At 44.6% G+C, this 16791-nt stretch carries 16 protein-coding genes and 2 tRNA genes; 7 read left to right on the forward strand and 11 right to left on the reverse strand.

The annotated features are described in order from the left end of the window. Positions 1 to 17: 17 nt before the first annotated feature. Positions 18 to 1823: a DUF3413 domain-containing protein gene (locus AACT23_RS11410; protein ID WP_013856391.1), complete on the forward strand. Its 1806-nt coding sequence runs from the start codon at positions 18 to 20 to the stop codon at positions 1821 to 1823. Positions 1824 to 1885: 62 nt separating this feature from the next. After that, positions 1886 to 1962 (forward strand) — tRNA-Pro (locus AACT23_RS11415). 54 nt (positions 1963 to 2016) lie between these two features. On the opposite strand, the gene AACT23_RS11420 is transcribed toward AACT23_RS11415, so the two are convergent. Further along, positions 2017 to 4326, reverse strand: coding sequence for an FdhF/YdeP family oxidoreductase (locus AACT23_RS11420; RefSeq protein WP_094128982.1), 2310 nt, complete (start codon positions 4324 to 4326; stop codon positions 2017 to 2019). 10 nt (positions 4327 to 4336) lie between these two features. After that, positions 4337 to 5227, reverse strand: a complete 891-nt coding sequence (locus tag AACT23_RS11425; protein WP_094128985.1) for a formate dehydrogenase accessory sulfurtransferase FdhD — start codon at positions 5225 to 5227, stop codon at positions 4337 to 4339. A 568-nt stretch (positions 5228 to 5795) separates the two neighbouring features. Between AACT23_RS11425 and AACT23_RS11430 the strand changes: the two genes are divergently transcribed. Together AACT23_RS11430 and AACT23_RS11435 are read left to right on the forward strand one after the other, a co-directional pair. Beyond that, a tRNA-Ser gene (locus AACT23_RS11430) sits at positions 5796 to 5886 on the forward strand. A gap of 225 nt (positions 5887 to 6111) precedes the next feature. Next, positions 6112 to 6252: a hypothetical protein gene (locus tag AACT23_RS11435; protein ID WP_176428670.1), complete on the forward strand. Its 141-nt coding sequence runs from the start codon at positions 6112 to 6114 to the stop codon at positions 6250 to 6252. A gap of 81 nt (positions 6253 to 6333) precedes the next feature. Here AACT23_RS11435 and AACT23_RS11440 read toward each other — a convergent pair whose 3' ends face one another. Together AACT23_RS11440 and grxD are read right to left on the reverse strand one after the other, a co-directional pair. After that, positions 6334 to 8286: a DNA topoisomerase III gene (locus tag AACT23_RS11440; RefSeq protein ID WP_094128988.1), complete on the reverse strand. Its 1953-nt coding sequence runs from the start codon at positions 8284 to 8286 to the stop codon at positions 6334 to 6336. 84 nt (positions 8287 to 8370) lie between these two features. Continuing rightward, complete coding sequence (gene grxD / locus AACT23_RS11445; RefSeq protein ID WP_094128991.1) at positions 8371 to 8703, reverse strand: Grx4 family monothiol glutaredoxin; 333 nt, start codon at positions 8701 to 8703, stop codon at positions 8371 to 8373. 242 nt (positions 8704 to 8945) lie between these two features. On the opposite strand from grxD, the gene sodB reads away from it, so the two are divergent. The 3 genes from sodB to AACT23_RS11460 all read left to right on the forward strand — a co-directional run bounded on the left by sodB (position 8946) and on the right by AACT23_RS11460 (position 11016). Further along, positions 8946 to 9530, forward strand: coding sequence for a superoxide dismutase [Fe] (sodB, locus tag AACT23_RS11450; RefSeq protein WP_010318866.1), 585 nt, complete (start codon positions 8946 to 8948; stop codon positions 9528 to 9530). Positions 9531 to 9652: 122 nt separating this feature from the next. After that, positions 9653 to 10156 carry a VC2046/SO_2500 family protein gene (locus AACT23_RS11455; RefSeq protein WP_026028396.1) on the forward strand — a complete coding sequence of 168 codons (504 nt, stop codon included), beginning with the start codon at positions 9653 to 9655 and terminating at the stop codon, positions 10154 to 10156. Positions 10157 to 10389: 233 nt separating this feature from the next. Continuing rightward, on the forward strand, positions 10390 to 11016 hold the full coding sequence (locus tag AACT23_RS11460) for an SDR family oxidoreductase (RefSeq protein ID WP_370685854.1): 627 nt from the start codon (positions 10390 to 10392) through the stop codon (positions 11014 to 11016). Between the two features lie 33 nt (positions 11017 to 11049). Here the strand turns inward: AACT23_RS11460 and AACT23_RS11465 are convergent, their stop codons facing one another. The 7 genes from AACT23_RS11465 to ccmD all read right to left on the reverse strand — a co-directional run bounded on the left by AACT23_RS11465 (position 11050) and on the right by ccmD (position 16790). Continuing rightward, positions 11050 to 11814, reverse strand: coding sequence for an MlaA family lipoprotein (locus AACT23_RS11465; protein ID WP_094125525.1), 765 nt, complete (start codon positions 11812 to 11814; stop codon positions 11050 to 11052). A 69-nt stretch (positions 11815 to 11883) separates the two neighbouring features. Then, positions 11884 to 13101: a c-type cytochrome biogenesis protein CcmI gene (ccmI, locus tag AACT23_RS11470; protein WP_017045243.1), complete on the reverse strand. Its 1218-nt coding sequence runs from the start codon at positions 13099 to 13101 to the stop codon at positions 11884 to 11886. After that, positions 13101 to 13598, reverse strand: a complete 498-nt coding sequence (locus AACT23_RS11475; RefSeq protein WP_017042542.1) for a cytochrome c-type biogenesis protein — start codon at positions 13596 to 13598, stop codon at positions 13101 to 13103. The genes ccmI and AACT23_RS11475 overlap by 1 nt, the downstream gene beginning before the upstream one ends. Next, positions 13598 to 14149, reverse strand: coding sequence for a DsbE family thiol:disulfide interchange protein (locus AACT23_RS11480; protein WP_013856380.1), 552 nt, complete (start codon positions 14147 to 14149; stop codon positions 13598 to 13600). Before AACT23_RS11480 ends, AACT23_RS11475 begins: the two co-directional genes overlap by 1 nt. Further along, a complete protein-coding gene (locus AACT23_RS11485) occupies positions 14150 to 16105 on the reverse strand; it encodes a heme lyase CcmF/NrfE family subunit (RefSeq protein ID WP_017049118.1) in 1956 nt (651 codons plus the stop codon). It lies immediately after the preceding gene. Continuing rightward, positions 16102 to 16587 carry a cytochrome c maturation protein CcmE gene (gene ccmE, locus AACT23_RS11490; protein WP_094128994.1) on the reverse strand — a complete coding sequence of 162 codons (486 nt, stop codon included), beginning with the start codon at positions 16585 to 16587 and terminating at the stop codon, positions 16102 to 16104. The genes AACT23_RS11485 and ccmE overlap by 4 nt, the downstream gene beginning before the upstream one ends. Further along, positions 16584 to 16790 carry a heme exporter protein CcmD gene (ccmD, locus tag AACT23_RS11495; RefSeq protein WP_013856377.1) on the reverse strand — a complete coding sequence of 69 codons (207 nt, stop codon included), beginning with the start codon at positions 16788 to 16790 and terminating at the stop codon, positions 16584 to 16586. Before ccmD ends, ccmE begins: the two co-directional genes overlap by 4 nt. Position 16791 lies beyond the last annotated feature (1 nt).

A 16791-nucleotide genomic window follows, 5' to 3' on the forward strand; every position in this document is an offset into this window, starting at 1 on the left:
CATAGATAGAAAATCACATGGCAGATAGCGAAAATACATACGGTGAACGCGTATCACGGTTGGTTGGTTGGGGGCATTGGTTTGCTTTCTTCAATATCATTGCAGCAATGCTTATTGGTACTCGATATATCGTACAATCACCATGGCCTGAAACCTTGTTGGGGCAGTTTTATTTAGCTGTGTCTTGGGTCGGCCATTTTGGATTTTTGGTCTTTGCACTCTATCTGCTGGTTTTATTCCCTCTGACATTCATCATTCCGTCGCGCAAACTATTTCGCTTCGTGGCGGTCTGTTTTGCAACGTTAGGACTCACACTCTTATTAATCGATACCCAAGCTTATCAAGCAATCAACCTGCACTTAACACCGATTGTATGGGAACTGCTTTTTAGCGATGAGACCAGCGCTATCACCGCCGACTTACAGCATCTGTTTGTGGTCATGCCGCTCATTTTCCTCTTACAACTTGGGCTTTCGGAGTGGGTTTGGCGTAAGCAGCGAAAACTATCGCATAAACACGTTGGCCGGCCCATCGCGGCGGTATTTTTCATTAGTTTTATTACCAGCCACCTTATTTACGTTTGGTCTGATGCGTATTTAGAAACATCAGTGACCAGCCAAAAATCAAACTTCCCGCTCTCCTATCCAATGACGGCAAAATCGTTCATGGAAAAACACGGTCTATTTGATCGTGATGTGTACTTAAAGCGTTTGAAGGATAATGAAGAGAACCTTAACATTGTTCGTTATCCTCTTGAGCCTCTTCAATTTGGCCGCAGAGCAAATAATCTCAATATTTTGCTAGTGAGTGTCAATAATTTAAGAAGTGATGTGCTGACAGCTGAAATCATGCCCAACACTTACCAATTTGCGACAGAAAATTTGAAGTTTAATAATCATTACAGCTCGAGTAATGACATGTTTGGGATCTTTGGCTTGTTTTATGGCTTGCCAAGCAGTTATGCCAACGCCATTCGTTCACAAGGTACCCCTCCGATACTGATAGATGTATTGAAAAAACAGAATTATCAGTTTGGCCTCTTTAGTGGCGATAATTTTGACGACACCTTATACGAAGAGACGATTTTCCGCACTTTAACGGTCTCTAAAGCTCCTTTTGATCAAAAATCGAGCACAGATAACCAAACTATACAACGCTGGCATAAATGGGTATCCGAGCAAACCGAACAACCCTGGTTCAGCTATTTGGAGTTGACGACCGTTGACAACTTTAATGACTTTGACCCTCGGTCAAGTAAAGGTAGTGCCAGCGATCGCCTGCGTGCTGGTTACAATAACTCGGTCAATGCAGCCGACCAAGAAATAGGTCTGCTGCTCACTAAGATTGACGAATTACAATTGCAAGACAATACGCTGATTGTGATCACCTCAAATCATGGCGCGGAGTTTAACGAGACAAAAACCAACAGCTGGGGTGCTAACAGCAATTACAGCCGATACCAGTTACAAGTGCCGATGATCATCCATTGGCCTGGGAAAATGGCAGGGGAATACTCACACCGTTCAAGTCACTTAGATTTTTCAGTCACGCTTTTACAGGATCTGTTAGGTGCTTCATCCAACCCCATTGAATTTAGCAGTGGTAGAAACTTGTTTGATGAAAACAAAAGGAAGTGGATTTTAGCCGGTGATGCCCGTGAATTAGCTTTGATTACCGATACCCAAACGACTCTCATTGATAAATTTGGCAACTTCAAGCTGTTTGATGAAAACTATCAACGTCAGAAAGACTCTAGCCCAGCGTTACCTGTACTGATGCAAGGCTTAACTGAATTGCAGAGATTTTACGCCAAAGATAATTAAATCAGGTCGTTAGCAAGATTATCTCTTGACGCTAAAGGGATAAATGATTAGATTACGCCAATCGGACTGTAGCGCAGCTTGGTAGCGCACCGTCATGGGGTGTCGGGGGTCGGAGGTTCAAATCCTCTCAGTCCGACCATACACCTAAAAAAAGAGAGCTTCGGCTCTCTTTTTTGCTTTAGTATCTGATTTTTTAGTCTGTTTGAACTAACAGTGGTGCAACTTTGGTTGGGTGAATGACAACGGCAATAGATTTTGATGTCGGGGTATCACTAAAGTCGCCTTTACTGCTCAATGGAATGAGTGCATTTGCCTCAGGGAAATAGGCCGCTACATTCCCTTGAGGAATTACATAGGCGACCACTTTGAAGCCCAAAATTTCACGTTTAATACCATCATCCCACAGTGTCTCAATATCGACTCGTTCACCCGCTTTTAATTGCAGCTGCTCAATATCTTTTTCATTCATGAAGATGACATTACGTTCGCCAAATACACCTCGGTAACGATCATCCAAACCGTAAACCGTGGTGTTGTACTGATCGTGCGAACGCATCGTCTGCAACACAAAAATCGGTTTCTTGGTCATCTGCTGAGTTTTAAGCGGAACGATAGATTCAGGAAGTGCATTGCTGCTTATCTGCGCTTTTCCTGTGGGTGTTTTCCAATTAAATTCACGCGCTGAATTACCAAGATAAAAACCGCCAGGCCCTTTGAGCCGCTGATTAAAATTGGCAAATCCTGGGATAATCTTTTCAATCAAATCTCGAATGTTATCGTAATTATCGGCCATGGATTGCCAATCGATTGGATTTCCCTCCCCTAAGGTCGCTTTTGCCATTCCTGCGATAATGGCAGGCTCTGAGCGCATCATCTCTCCTGTAACATCAATTCGCCCAGAAGAGGCATGAACCATGGAGAATGAATCTTCAACGGTAATTTTCTGTGGCCCCTGAGCCTGAATATCAATATCTGTCCGACCTAAACAAGGCAGGATCAACGCATCCTTGCCCGGGTTGACATGACTCCGATTCAGTTTAGTCGCAATGTTTACGGTCAAATTACAGTTTTTCATTGCTTGTGCGACACGCTCGGTATCGGGCGCAGCAGCAACGAGGTTTCCTCCTAAACCGATAAAGACTCTACTTTCACCCCGTAGCATCGCCTCAATAGCATTAACTACATTATGGCCATGCGCTTTTGGTGGCGTAAAGCCCAGTACTTTTTCAATATTGTCGAGTAGAAATTCAGGCGGTTTTTCATTAATTCCAACCGTGCGGTCACCTTGCACATTTGAGTGACCACGGACAGGACATACCCCAGAACCATCCTTACCAATTTGGCCAAACAGTAATTGTAGATTGACCAACTCTTGTATGGTTGCCACCGAATGCTTATGCTGAGTCACCCCCATTGCCCAAGTTACGATCACGCGTTTAGCGCCTTGGTAAATATCTGCCACCAGCTCTAGCTCTTGTTGCGTGAGCCCAGATTGTTCAATAATACTTGACCACGGCGTAGCCTGCACCATGGCTAAATAAGACTCCATCCCTTCGGTATGCTGGGCAATGAAATCAAGATCGAATATCGATTCACCGCAGGCCTGTGCTTGCTGATGACGAGCAAGAAGAATTTTCACCAAGCCACGAACCGCCGCCATGTCTCCGCCTAATTTAGGAGTGAAATAATGGCTAGTGGTCGGTGTTGAACCATTGCTTAACATTTCAAAAGGATTTTGCGGGTTAGTAAAACGCTCCAATCCTCGCTCTTTTAAATTATTAAACGCAACAACCCGAGCTCCACGCTTATAGGCTGACGCCAGTGTTTCCAACATACGAGGGTGATTCGTTCCTGGGTTTTGTCCAAATAAAAGAATCGCATCGGATTCTTCAAAATCCTCAATAGTCACAGTTCCCTTACCAATGCCAATCGAGCGAACCAAGGCGACGCTCGTCGCTTCATGGCACATGTTTGAGCAATCAGGAAAATTATTGGTACCAAACCGGCGCGCAAACAACTGGTATAGAAATGCAGCTTCATTACTCGCGCGGCCTGATGTATAAAATTCCGCCTGATTTGGACTAGCGAGTTGATTGAGGTGTTGTGCAACCAGTGCAAACGCCTCATCCCAGCTGATTGGCTCATAGTGATCCGTTTGAGCGTTATAGCGCATTGGTTCCGCTAAACGCCCTTGAGATTCGAGAAAATAGTCACTCTGCTTATTGAGCCAAGTGACCGAATATTGCTTAAAGAAATCCGCCCCAACGCGTCGAGAAGTGGCTTCCCAGTTGACGGCCTTAGCGCCATTTTCGCAAAAACGAAAACGCCCTGGGACATGTTTTTCACCCCAAGCACAGCCCGGACAGTCAAAACCATGGTCTTGGTTGGTTTTTAAAAGATTGGAAATATTTTTGGCAACATTATGACTTTTCAATAGATGATGCGCGGTGCTTTTTAGCGCTCCCCAACCACCAGCCGAACCGGTATATTGTTTAATACTCATATTCTTCTTCTCACTCTTTCACTGACTGCAAACGTGCATGACCATGGTATATATTGAACTGATTTTTTTTGATAAAACCAATCAGTGTCATATCGAACTGACGCGCCATATCGAGCGCTAAACGTGATGGCGCACCAACAGCCACCACCACTGAAATGCCAGCAATGGCCGCTTTTTGCATTAACTCAAAACTCACTCGGCCGCTAAGAATTAATACCCCTTGCGGGTGCCAACGCTGCTCACTCAAAATTCGACCAATCAACTTATCCACTGCGTTATGGCGGCCCACATCTTCCGCAACGGCAATCAACTCACCATTCACGAAGTAACCCGCACCATGCACCGCCCCCGTTTTTGCAAACAGTGGTTGATGAACAAGAAGCAGATTAGGAAGCGCAATAACAACATCAGAAGAGAGCCATTTCGGGCTATCATCAACACGAATTTCTCGCCTCAAACTCAAGGATCGGATGGATGTCATACCGCAAATGCCACAGCTCGACTGGCTCATATAACGACGAGCCTGATGCTGAATCACATCAGTGTATGGATGATTGAGCGTGACCAACCAGTGATTCTGGCCATGGCGTGATTCGTCGTCAACCAATTCCATATTGAGTATATGGTCATATGAATCGATCACTTGCTGCGTGTAAAGTAAGCCACCGATGAGATGGGCATCGTCACCGGGCGTTCGCATTGTCATGCTCCACTCTTCGATATGCAGCTTGTTAGTAACCGTATCATTCCATTGCAAATGGATTTGTAAAGGCTCTTCAATAGCAAGAATATCGTATTCATTTTGAAACCCTATTTTGGAATCAAAACGTTGGCGATAAATGCGTTCAGTCCCCTCAGGTTGAGCATCATGAGGGTCATTGGTTGTCGTTTCTTCTAGCATGGTTCTTTTTATTGACTGATTTCAATCATCAGCATAGGTGAGTGCAAGATAAACTCCTGCAAACACTCTGTACTTAATGATTGGAAATGGAAGCAGTGCCTTAAACACAGGAAGCTGCAAATTACTCCTCACCTTGCGCAGGGTCAAGAAAGCCATCTTTTGGCTATGGTTCAGGTTTAGTACCATTTCCCTGCCAGTTTTAGCTTGTTACCCGTCATTCCCAGAGGTTCAAGCATTATATGAACATAAAAGCATAAAAAAGAAATAACATTCCATTTATGAAACTCCGGTAGCCTGATACTACAAGAGAGCATCAGGCTCTTGGTAAACCGTTGCTAATACATAACCGATTATTTCTGTATAAACATCGTCAGAATTCACCGTTAAGCCAGCAACCAAATAAAAAAGGCGCCATAACGAAGTACGCATTAATGTACATTTTTTCTCCAACAAGGTACTAAGAATCAAGCCATTAGTGGAAAATCATCGTCAATTGTATACAAAACCAGCAAACAATCAGCTCAAGACTTTACAAAGTAAAATTGCCTCGCTATTATGCGCACCACACGGAGAGATGGCTGAGTGGTTTAAAGCACCGGTCTTGAAAACCGGCGATGGTTAATAGCTATCCTAGGGTTCAAATCCCTATCTCTCCGCCACTTTTAAGAAAAGCCGCTGTTTTTACAGCGGCTTTTTCGTATCTGATTAACATCATTTTCTCATACTGATATTTTATTCCACGCACCAGTTGCCATTCATTAGATAAGTACCCTCTCCATTCATTACATACCAAAGGTGTATTTTTTAGAAACTGGCATCAAATATGCTTTCCATTATTCAACGGTTATGTCGTAATTAATGGCACGGTTAGAGAGGAGAAGTGTATGAGCCATCTCTATAAGATTGAATCCTACAGTGAAGAAGCGGTCAGCTCGATTGCCCAGTTTATCCGTTCTAAAGGTGGAAGATGCTGTATTGCTGGTTTTGCCGTGATAACAAGCCAGCCTTTTTTATCGAAAATGTGATAATTAGCTCGTCAGGTCGGTGAACATCTTACCTAATTCGCAGGCATCTGCTTACTTAGCGACCGATTCTTTGATGTCATTTTATTGAGCCGAATTACGTTGATAACGCGTGGTTTTGCTGGATTTACGTATCTTTCGTTTGAATGCAGGGCGCTCCACTTTGGGCAATGAGCGAAGCGACTCTGGCACTGAGCCCGATTTCGCCTGTTCCATGATCTGAATAATGCGCTCTTGCAGCACTTGCATAAAGGGTTGATACGCTTGCCCACGTTCAGCCATCGCTTGCAATTGATGCTCCCAATGGGCGGTCATATCAGGATAAGTTGATTCATTTGGCAGCGCATGAATTAAACCCCTTCCCGCTGGCGAGCTTAGAATCAGCTTACCTTGACGTGTTAAGAGTTGCCGCTTGAATAAAGTGTCAAGGATCCCCGCTCGCGTCGCTTCCGTACCCAAACCATCGGTTTCACGTAAGATTTTTTTCAGCTCTTTATCTTCAACATAGCGAGCAATTCCCGTCATCGCTTGTAGCAAAGTCGCTTCAGTAAAATGACGAGGAGGCTCGGTTTTTCGATCGTGAATCTCCCCTTCTCGACACGTCAGCACCGTCCCTTTACTCAGTGGTGGAACGGTATCGACTCCGTTCTCTTCTTCATCGACTTTGCCTAACAAACTCTTCCAACCGGTTTCAACCAGTTGTCGCCCTGACGCAACAAAAAAGCCACCCGCAATATCAAACACCAGCTTGGCTTCGGCGTACACGGCGGCGGGATAAAATTGCATCAAGTATTGGCGCGCAATCAATTGGTATATTTTCATCTCATTTCCCGACAAGGCATTGACGGATGCCTGCTTTGGTGTGGGAATAATGGCATGGTGCGCGTCCACTTTCTTATCGTTCCATGCTTTGGATTTAAGAGCTAAGTTTGCGCCACTGACCGCCGTTAACAACTCTTTGGCGTTGCACGCGATAGCTTGAGTTACTGACGAAGCTTGAGCGTAATGTTCTTGTGGTAAGTAACGACAATCTGAGCGCGGATAGGTGATTAATTTATGCTTCTCATACAGAGATTGACAAGTGTCTAACACTTGCTGGGCGCTCATTGCAAAGCGCTTCGCTGCATCAATTTGCAGTGCAGATAAGGAATAAGGTAACGGCGCGGCTTGCTTAGTTTGCTTTTGTTCGGCTTCAATCACTGTGGCGGGTTGCCCTGCGATGCGCTGTGCGACATTTTCCACCAACTTGCGGTTTAAGACTCGCCCTTCTTCATCTTGCCACGGCTGGCAAGCATCGCTGGGTTTCCAGCGCGCACGGATATCAAACGCCACTTGATCAGTTTGATAAGGGATTAACGCATGTAATGTAAAATAGTCTCGCGGGATGAAGTTTTCTATCTCCTCATCCCGACGTACCACAAGCCCTAGAATAGGAGTTTGTACCCGTCCAACCGACAAGACACCTTGATAGCCCGCTTTCTGCCCCAGCAAAGTATAAGCCCGTGACATATTCATGCCATACAACCAATCGGCTCTTGAACGCGCGAGCGCTGAAACCGATAAAGGGATGAATTCGCGATTACTGCGCATCTGTTTCAGTGCACGCTGCACGGCTGGAAGGTTTAAATCGCTGATCAGTAGCCGCAATGCTTGCTCTTTTTTACTTTGGCTTACTTTGCAATAATCAATCACTTCATCAACTAATAGTTGCCCTTCGCGATCCGGGTCTCCTGCATGGATAATTTGCGATGCTTCTTTCAAAAGCTGACGAATCACAGTCAACTGTTTGCTCGATGTTTTGCGCGGTCTAAGCTGCCACTGTGAAGGAATGATAGGTAAGTCGAGTAAATTCCACTTTTTATAGCGTTCATCATAAACATCCGGCTCAACTTGCTCGAGTAAATGCCCAATACACCAAGTAACGATGTCACCATTCGCACAACGAATGAAACCTTGATCTTTCTTGTGTGGTTTCGGCAGAGCATCGGCTATAGCGCGCCCTAAGCTGGGCTTTTCAGCAATGAATAAACGGGTCATAAACTCAAATCAACGCAAAAAAATAAGGCCACATTAACCAATGTGACCTTAATAAATCAAGAAAAACTGTTATTTTATACAGTATTACCCTTCATTGCCTGCACGTGCAGCGGCTTCTTTCACTAAAGGTTGCAGTTCGCCTTTTTGGAACATTTCGATAATGATGTCACAACCACCAATCAACTCACCTTCAATCCACAATTGTGGAAAAGTAGGCCACTGTGCGTATACAGGCAGCTCAGCGCGGATATCTGGGTTTTGCAGAATATCCACATAAGCAAATTTCTCACCACAAGCCATCAAAGCCTGCGCAGCTTGAGAAGAGAATCCGCAACTTGGTAGCTTAGGAGAGCCTTTCATGTATAGCAGAATGGCATTTTCTTCAAGTTGCTGTTTAATTTTATCAATAGTTTCCATTGCTTCCTCTTAATGGGGATAGTGCGGTTTGTTACTGACATTCTAAATCATTAATAGAGAATAAAAAGCACATATTATTTATGGATATCCTGCCTATACAACAATTTTCAACATTAGGACTTTTAATAAAGTAAAAACTTGCTAAAATACCTTCAAGTCAGTCGTATCGACGAATATCATTATAATATCTGGAAGCTACTGAAAGAGACTTTCACTCTTTCTACACAACGGAGAATCGAGCAATGTCATTCGAATTACCAGCTTTGCCTTACGCTAAAGACGCTCTAGAACCACACATTTCAGCCGAAACACTAGATTTCCACCACGGTAAGCACCACAACACTTACGTTGTGAAGCTTAACGGCCTTATCCCTGGCACTGAATTTGAAGGTAAATCTCTCGAAGAGATCATCAAGACTTCAACTGGTGGCGTATTTAATAACGCCGCTCAAATTTGGAACCACACCTTCTATTGGCACTGCCTTGCACCAAATGCAGGTGGCGAACCAACAGGTGCCGTTGCAGACGCAATCAACGCCGCATTTGGTTCTTTTGAAGCTTTTAAAGCAAAATTCACTGACTCAGCGATCAATAACTTTGGTTCATCTTGGACTTGGTTGGTGAAAAATGCGGATGGTTCTTTAGAGATCATCAACACTTCAAATGCAGCCACACCACTGACTCACGAAGGTGTGACTCCGCTACTGACGGTTGATCTGTGGGAACACGCTTACTACATCGATTACCGTAACCTACGCCCTGACTACATGAATGGTTTCTGGGCACTGGTTAACTGGGCATTCGTTGCAGAAAACCTAGCAAAATAACCTTTTCCCCTTGGATTGGTATTTAGTCATATGAAAAGCCTGCTTTGTCGCAGGCTTTTTTGTTATTTTATCTAAAGTTATCTGCTTTCTCGCCGCTAAAAGTGCATCGGTTGGAGAGGCAAATGCAAGTACATACATTAGATAAAGCCAGTATTATAAACGAGCTTCAATTTGGCTCGGGGCTAAGCCATGCTGTCCAGCAAGGACGCCGTGCGGACTTTGCACTCATACTGTCGATGTTTTCTAACGATGTACGCGACAACACTCCTGTTGAACGTATTGAAAACCCACCCACTAGCGATGAATTGTTACGTAAGCGATTTGAGCTTACGGAGCCTCAAGCACTGCGTTCCGACCAAAGCTCTTACGCTGTTTCAGCAAAACAGGCCGAGCTTTTCCATCACGGAGGACTCGCCAGTGCGAAACTCAGCCACTACTTGACTCCTGAAGTACTCGCCTATTTGCCTGAAGATACGCATGATTTACCCGAAGAGGTATATCTTAATCTGTCAGGACATGAGCGAAGGCATCTTGCCTCCCCCTCAAACGTTGAGCTCTTAGTTGCCGATCTGTCGGTTCAACTCACCGTTGCCCACCGGCGAGATCAGATCCGCACCCAAGTTTGATGTCTTGTATGTAACACAAAACGACATTCTCTAGATCAGAATGTGAGTATGACCAAAAAAAACACATACCACGCTCGCTTAGGCTGAGTAATTTGATGTTATTCACACCCTACCCACAGTTAATCAACCATCCTATTGAGACTAAATCCCGCTATAACAATAAAACAAACAATAGGGTGAGGCACCCAATGGATATAAAAAGTGCAATAATATTAATCACTTCAGCAAGTTCGATGCTTGGTAGCACGCTGGCCGTTCATTTCGCACATTTAGGTGCAAAAATTATTTTGTGTGACCAAGACAAATTTGGGTTAATGGAAACCTTTGCTCGTTGCAAAGCGATCTCTCAGGATGTTCATTATTACCACACACCAGATTACTCTTTAGAAACGATCCATCGGCTGTTCGATTTTATTGATCAAACCTATCATGGGGCACCGGATGTGCTGGTCAATAATTGGCCAAATGCATCCCTCCCCCCCTTGATAGGTGAACAACGAGCTGAAGTCTTTCTTCAGAAGCTCGCCATGATGGCCTCAACTTTATTCACTTTTGGTCAAGCCAGTGCTGAGCGAATGCGTATTAACAACAAGCCAGGTGTGATTGTGAACGTCATTTCTCAAAATGATGAGTATGACCTAGCGGGAATTGAAAATGCGAATTCTATGGTTTCTGGTTTCACGCAGAGTTGGGCAAAAGAACTAACCCCTTTCAACATAAGGGTCGGAGGCGTAGTGCCTAGCGCAAAAGGTGATGTAGATGAGAAGCCCCATTGGGCTGAGCTGCAAGATGAATTGATCCGCAATACGGAATACATCGTCGCTAACGAATACTTTAGCGGACGTGTGATGTCGGCCTAGCTAGCAGTACAAGGCCGACCTACATGGGTATGATTAAAACCCTTCTTCCAGATAATCGTCGAGATACTCTTCTTCCGATTCATCGTACGTTTGGGTATCAATTTCTGCTTTAAAATCTTGGCGTTGTAAATAAACATCGCGAGTTAATGAATATGGATCTGGGGAGTTTTCCAACGTCACTTCTTGGGGAACGAGCCTTGCTCGGGTCTCCAATCCTTCCAGAGCCCATTTACCTAGGCCAGCCCAGACATTGAGATAAGAAAGTGGTACATACAAGCCATCCACAACATCTGTGGTTTCTCGAATCGTGTAGGGCCCGTATCCAGGAATCATTAAATATGGACCATTACCAACACCATAATGGCCTACCGCATCACTAAACGCTTTTTCATTGTGTTTGGTGATGCCCGCTTCTGACGCAATATCAATCATCCCAAACAGGCCTAAGGTGCTATTAATCCAAAAGCGGTTAAAGTGGTCAACGGCTTTCGTACCATTACCCATCAATATGTTGTTGATAATGCTTGAAGGTTCATCAAGGTTTGACAGAACATTGGCGATCGTTTTTCTAATGGGGTGTGGAATGTAATCCACGTAGGCAATCGCAACAGGGCGAACCAAGTATGGATCGATATAATCGTAGTTGATTGTCCACATTGATCGGTTAAAAACCTCAAAAGGATCGCCCGACTGCGTTTGCTTTGATTCGGCTGACGTTGAATCCGGAGCGCTTGCACACCCTGCTAATACGAAAAGGAACAGCATAGGGCATATCAGTCGGGATAGGCGGCTTATCATTATTTATTTCCATGTATAAAGGCCGATGAGACATCGGCCTATCAATACGTTAATTGTATATAAGTGCTATTAATACTGCTTATTGATCACAACTTCAACAGGTTGACCGAGACTCATGGGAGCACTTTCACCAAACCAATCACCTTGTTTGGTTGAAACATTGCCATCCGTATCCAAGCGTACTCGAACAATAAGCTGTGCAAGGTCGGATAACTTCCGACCCTGAACCATGCTATTGCTATCATCTAACACAACCTTAATAGGGAATTGAGTCAGTGGATAACGCGCTGCGGCAACAGGCATAGGTGCACCATCAGAACTGTGCACAGAGACTATGAGTACTGCATTTTGTTCAAGAGTCACACCATCACCGAGTGAGATGGTGACAGGAACCATTTTCCCATCGATAGCTTTAGGCTGCATTTTGCTTTGTGCTCTTTCAATACTGCGCGAAAGCATCTCATAACGGCTATCTTCAGGGCCAATCATCTGCTGCATTAATCGCCAATACTTCATCGCCGCTGGGTAATCCTGGCGTTCAAACGCATCAAACGCAAGTAGTGAAAACACGCGTAAATCAACATAATCTTGTTGTACTAATGCCGTTAAAATTTCACGTGCTTGATTTTGGTCAAGCTCATCTTGTGACAACATTAATGCTTGCGCATAGCCCAACTTCACATCTGCATCTTTTGGATCTAACGCATACGCTTTTTTCATTGAGCCAATCGATGTTTCTATATCTCTGTTAGCAAGTCCAATACGTCCAAGCAGCAACCACCCGGTCGCATCTTGAGGCTGATAATGCAGACGAGTGCGCAGCGCCAGTGTGAGATCATTCATCTCATCATCACTTAAGGCAGCACCTTCTGGTGACATCATTTTTTTTGAGAGTGCAGGTAAGTTAGCGTTCACTTGCTGCCACTGCTCCACTTGACTAGCCGCGCCAAATTTTAGGTAAAAGCCATAGCTTAAGATAACGACCAATAAAATCGAGGGGATCAAAACAACCATCGGTGATACATGTGAAGAATTTCCTTGCACCGATTGCGCAGGAATATCATCCAATAGCGACTGTTTCAGATCAGCAATCAGCTCTTGTTCGCTGTCAACCAACCCTTCTTGCGTCTCTTCGTGTAACTCTGCAAGGCGGTTTTTAAAGATCGCTTTGTTCAATTCGTCACGCAGCGCTGCATCGTTGTTCGCTCTGTTTTTGAGGATCGGCAGTGCAATGAAGACACAACCAAAGAAGGTCACAATGAGGGTAGATAACCAAAAAAACGTCATTATTGTTTGTCTCCATGCTTCTCATCATCAACCGCGTCTTCGGCGAGCAACTGATTTAATCGCTCTTCCTTTTCGGCATCCCAAACTTCACCATTTTGAGCGGTTGATGCTTTACGACGTTTGCTGCGTAATACAATAAAACCAAAACCCAGAAACACCACACTCAAAGGACCTAGCCATAAGATGGAAGTCGCCAAAGTCAACGGTGGGTTATAGGTCACAAAGTTGCCGTAACGTGCAATCATGTAGTCAACAATGTCTTGTTCAGACTTACCTTGTTTGGTCATTTCATAGACTTTATTACGTAAGTCCTGTGCTAATGCAGCATTTGAGTCGGCAATAGTATTGTTTTGACACTTTGGACAACGCAATGTATTGCTCAACTCTTTGAATTGCTGCTCTTGCTGTGGATTATCAAACTCGTACACTTCAATTGCAGATTGCACAGAAAATACCAAAGCAAAGCTAGCAATGATCGATAATATAAAACGCTTCATTACTTCGCTTCCTCTAGAAGTTTCTGATACATAGGTTGCAAAGTTGTTTGCCAATTGGTTGGATTAACATCCCCCACATGGCGGTAACGAATAACGCCGTTGGCATCAATGAGAAAGGTTTCCGGCGCACCGTAAACGCCGAGATCTAACCCTAGCATACCATTACCATCGAACAGGCTGATCAAGTAAGGATTACCTAGCTCATTTAACCATTGAACCGCTTTATCTCGTTGATCTTTATAATTTAAGCCTATAATTTTTACACCATCACCCGCCAACCGATTGAGATATTGATGTTCGGCATAGCAGGTCGGGCACCAAGTTGCCCAGACGTTCAGCAGCAAAGGCTCGCCTTTAAATATCGCTTGGTCATACAGCTTTCCGGGTTCGGCTAAATCTTCCAAACGAAATTCAGGCACAGACTTACCAATCAGAACCGACTCCAATTTTGTGGGATCATCACCTTCGGTATTTTTGACCAACTGAGTAACAAACACGGCAACTAGACCAAGAAAAGCCACCAATGGAATAAATAGAATTTTCTTGTTCATCTACGCCTCCTGTTGGGAGCTTTTTCTAAAGCGGTAGCGTTTGTCACTGATGGCTAACGCACCACCTAATGACATCAATAAAGCACCAGCCCAGATCCAACGTACAAATGGTTTGTAATAAATTCGGATCGCCCATGAATGACCATCTTCTAATCGCTCACCCATTGCAATGTACAAATCGCGAGTGATGCCACGATCGATGGCCGCTTCAGTCATCATTGACTTGGCAGTACGATAAAAGCGTTTTTCCGCATGGAGTGTATTCACGTATTGCCCATCCTGCGTAATTTCAAAATCGGCAATATAACCATCATAGTTCGGGCCATCTTTATCTCTTAACCCTTTGAAATAAAAGTTATATTGTTGGATTTCAAAAGATTCCCCAGGTGCTAGACGAACATCACGCTCGATACTGTAGTTTTGCACCATCGCAATACCAATCACAGTAACGGCAAGACCAACATGGCCTAACATCATGGCCCAGTGGCTACGTTGTAGTTTAGTCACCCCTATCATAAAGCTATGACGATGTGTCGCACGTTGGTGCAACTCGACAACGTGTAGCAAGATGATCCAAAACGCCATGACCCAGCCGATAAATGCCATCAAGCTAAAGCGTTCAGCTAGCAGGTACACCATAACCGCCGAAAGAATCAACGCCATCAGGCCACAAATCAACATCGGTTTCAAAAGCTTGGAAAAATTATCGCGCTTCCAACGGATCAGTGGACCGATCCCCAGCAAAAATGCAAATGGCACCATTAGCCATGCAAACAGCATGTTGAAGAAAGGCGCTCCTATTGATACGGAACCAAGGCCAATCTGCTTGTGGATTAAAGGTAACAAGGTGCCAACCAACACCACCACCAATGCCGCGATTAATAAGATGTTGTTGGAGAGCAGCGCATTTTCACGCGAGATCAATTCAGCATTGCCACGGACGCGCACTGCCGCACCTTTAACGGCAAACAATAGCAGTGAGCCACCGATGACAAACACCAAAAACCCAAGGATAAACAGGCCACGAGCGGGATCGGATGCAAATGCGTGTACCGAAACCAAAATACCAGATCGCACTAAGAATGTGCCCAGTAAACTGAGCGAAAATGCTGAAATTGCCAGTAACACTGTCCAAGCTTTGAATGTGCCACGTTTTTCTGTCACAGCAAGTGAGTGCATCAATGCCGTTCCCGCAAGCCATGGCATAAACGACGCGTTTTCTACTGGATCCCAGAACCACCAGCCACCCCAGCCAAGTTCGTAGTAAGCCCACCACGAACCTAGCGCGATACCTAATGTCAAAAATAACCACGCCGCAGTTGTCCAAGGACGAGACCAACGGGCCCATGCAGTATCCAAACGCCCGGTCATCAAAGAGGCTATTGCAAATGAGAATGCGACTGAAAAACCGACATATCCCATGTATAACATGGGTGGGTGAATGATTAGCCCAGGATCTTGTAGCAGCGGGTTTAAGTCACGACCATCAATTGGGAAATAGGGTAAGGTGCGTAAAAATGGATTCGAAGTCACGATGACAAACAGCAAGAATCCAACGCTGATCAGCCCCATAACGGATAAGACTCGCGCCACAGATTCTTGAGGCATACCACGGCTAAAGGTAGCCACCGCCACAGTCCATCCCGCTTGAATTAAAACCCACAGCAATAATGAACCTTCATGCGCCCCCCACACCGCTGTTAGACGGTAATACCAGGGTAATTGACTATTCGAATTACTCGCCACATATTGCACCGTGAAGTCATTGACATAAAATGCCCACAACAAAATGCTAAATGATACCAATAGCAATGAAAACATTCCCCATGCTAATGGCCGCGCAGTATTCATCAGCATGGTATTGTTTTTAGAAGCACCAACAAGTGGAAGTAAGCTGAGTAATATGGCAAGCCCAAGTGAAACAATAAGGGCAAAATGTCCTATTTCAACAATCATTGAGCACTTCCTTGTTTTTGTTCCGAGCTATAGGTTAACGGCTCATGCGTTTTCTTCATTGCTTCAGCAATTTCCGGTGGCATATAGTTTTCATCATGCTTGGCTAGCACTTCAAACGCTTCCACTGTGGTGGCATCTTTCAATACGCCTTGCGCAACAATACCCTGACCTTCTCTAAACAAGTCGGGTAAGATGCCTTCATATTCGACCGTCACATTTGGACCAACATCGTGGAGCTGAAATCTTACTTTTAGTGAACCCGGAGCTCTTTTCACAGAGCCCACCACCACCATGCCGCCAATACGTAGCCGTTGACCCACTTCTGGCTTTGTCCCATCGGGTTTACCGTGTACAAGCTCGGTCGGCGTATAGAAAAGGTCCATATTTTGATTGAGTGCATACAACATCAAACCAATGGTGGCACCAGCCCCAATAATCAATGCCAAAATAATGGTGAGTCTTTTTTTACGTCTTGGGGTCATAAGGTGTTCTCCATATGCTTTGCAGCATCAATTCTGGCTTGGCGTTCAACCTTTGCTTGCACATCTTGCAACAAGGTTTTGCCACGCTTGATGCTGAGCATCAGTAAAATAAACATGGATAAAAAGGTAATGCCAAATGCACTCCATACATAGGCGGAGTAACCGCCCATCGCCAAGAAATCACTCAAAGAGTCAAAATGCATG

Source organism: Vibrio sp. V09_P4A23P171 (assembly GCF_963875615.1).
GTDB classification, from domain to species: domain Bacteria; phylum Pseudomonadota; class Gammaproteobacteria; order Enterobacterales; family Vibrionaceae; genus Vibrio; species Vibrio anguillarum.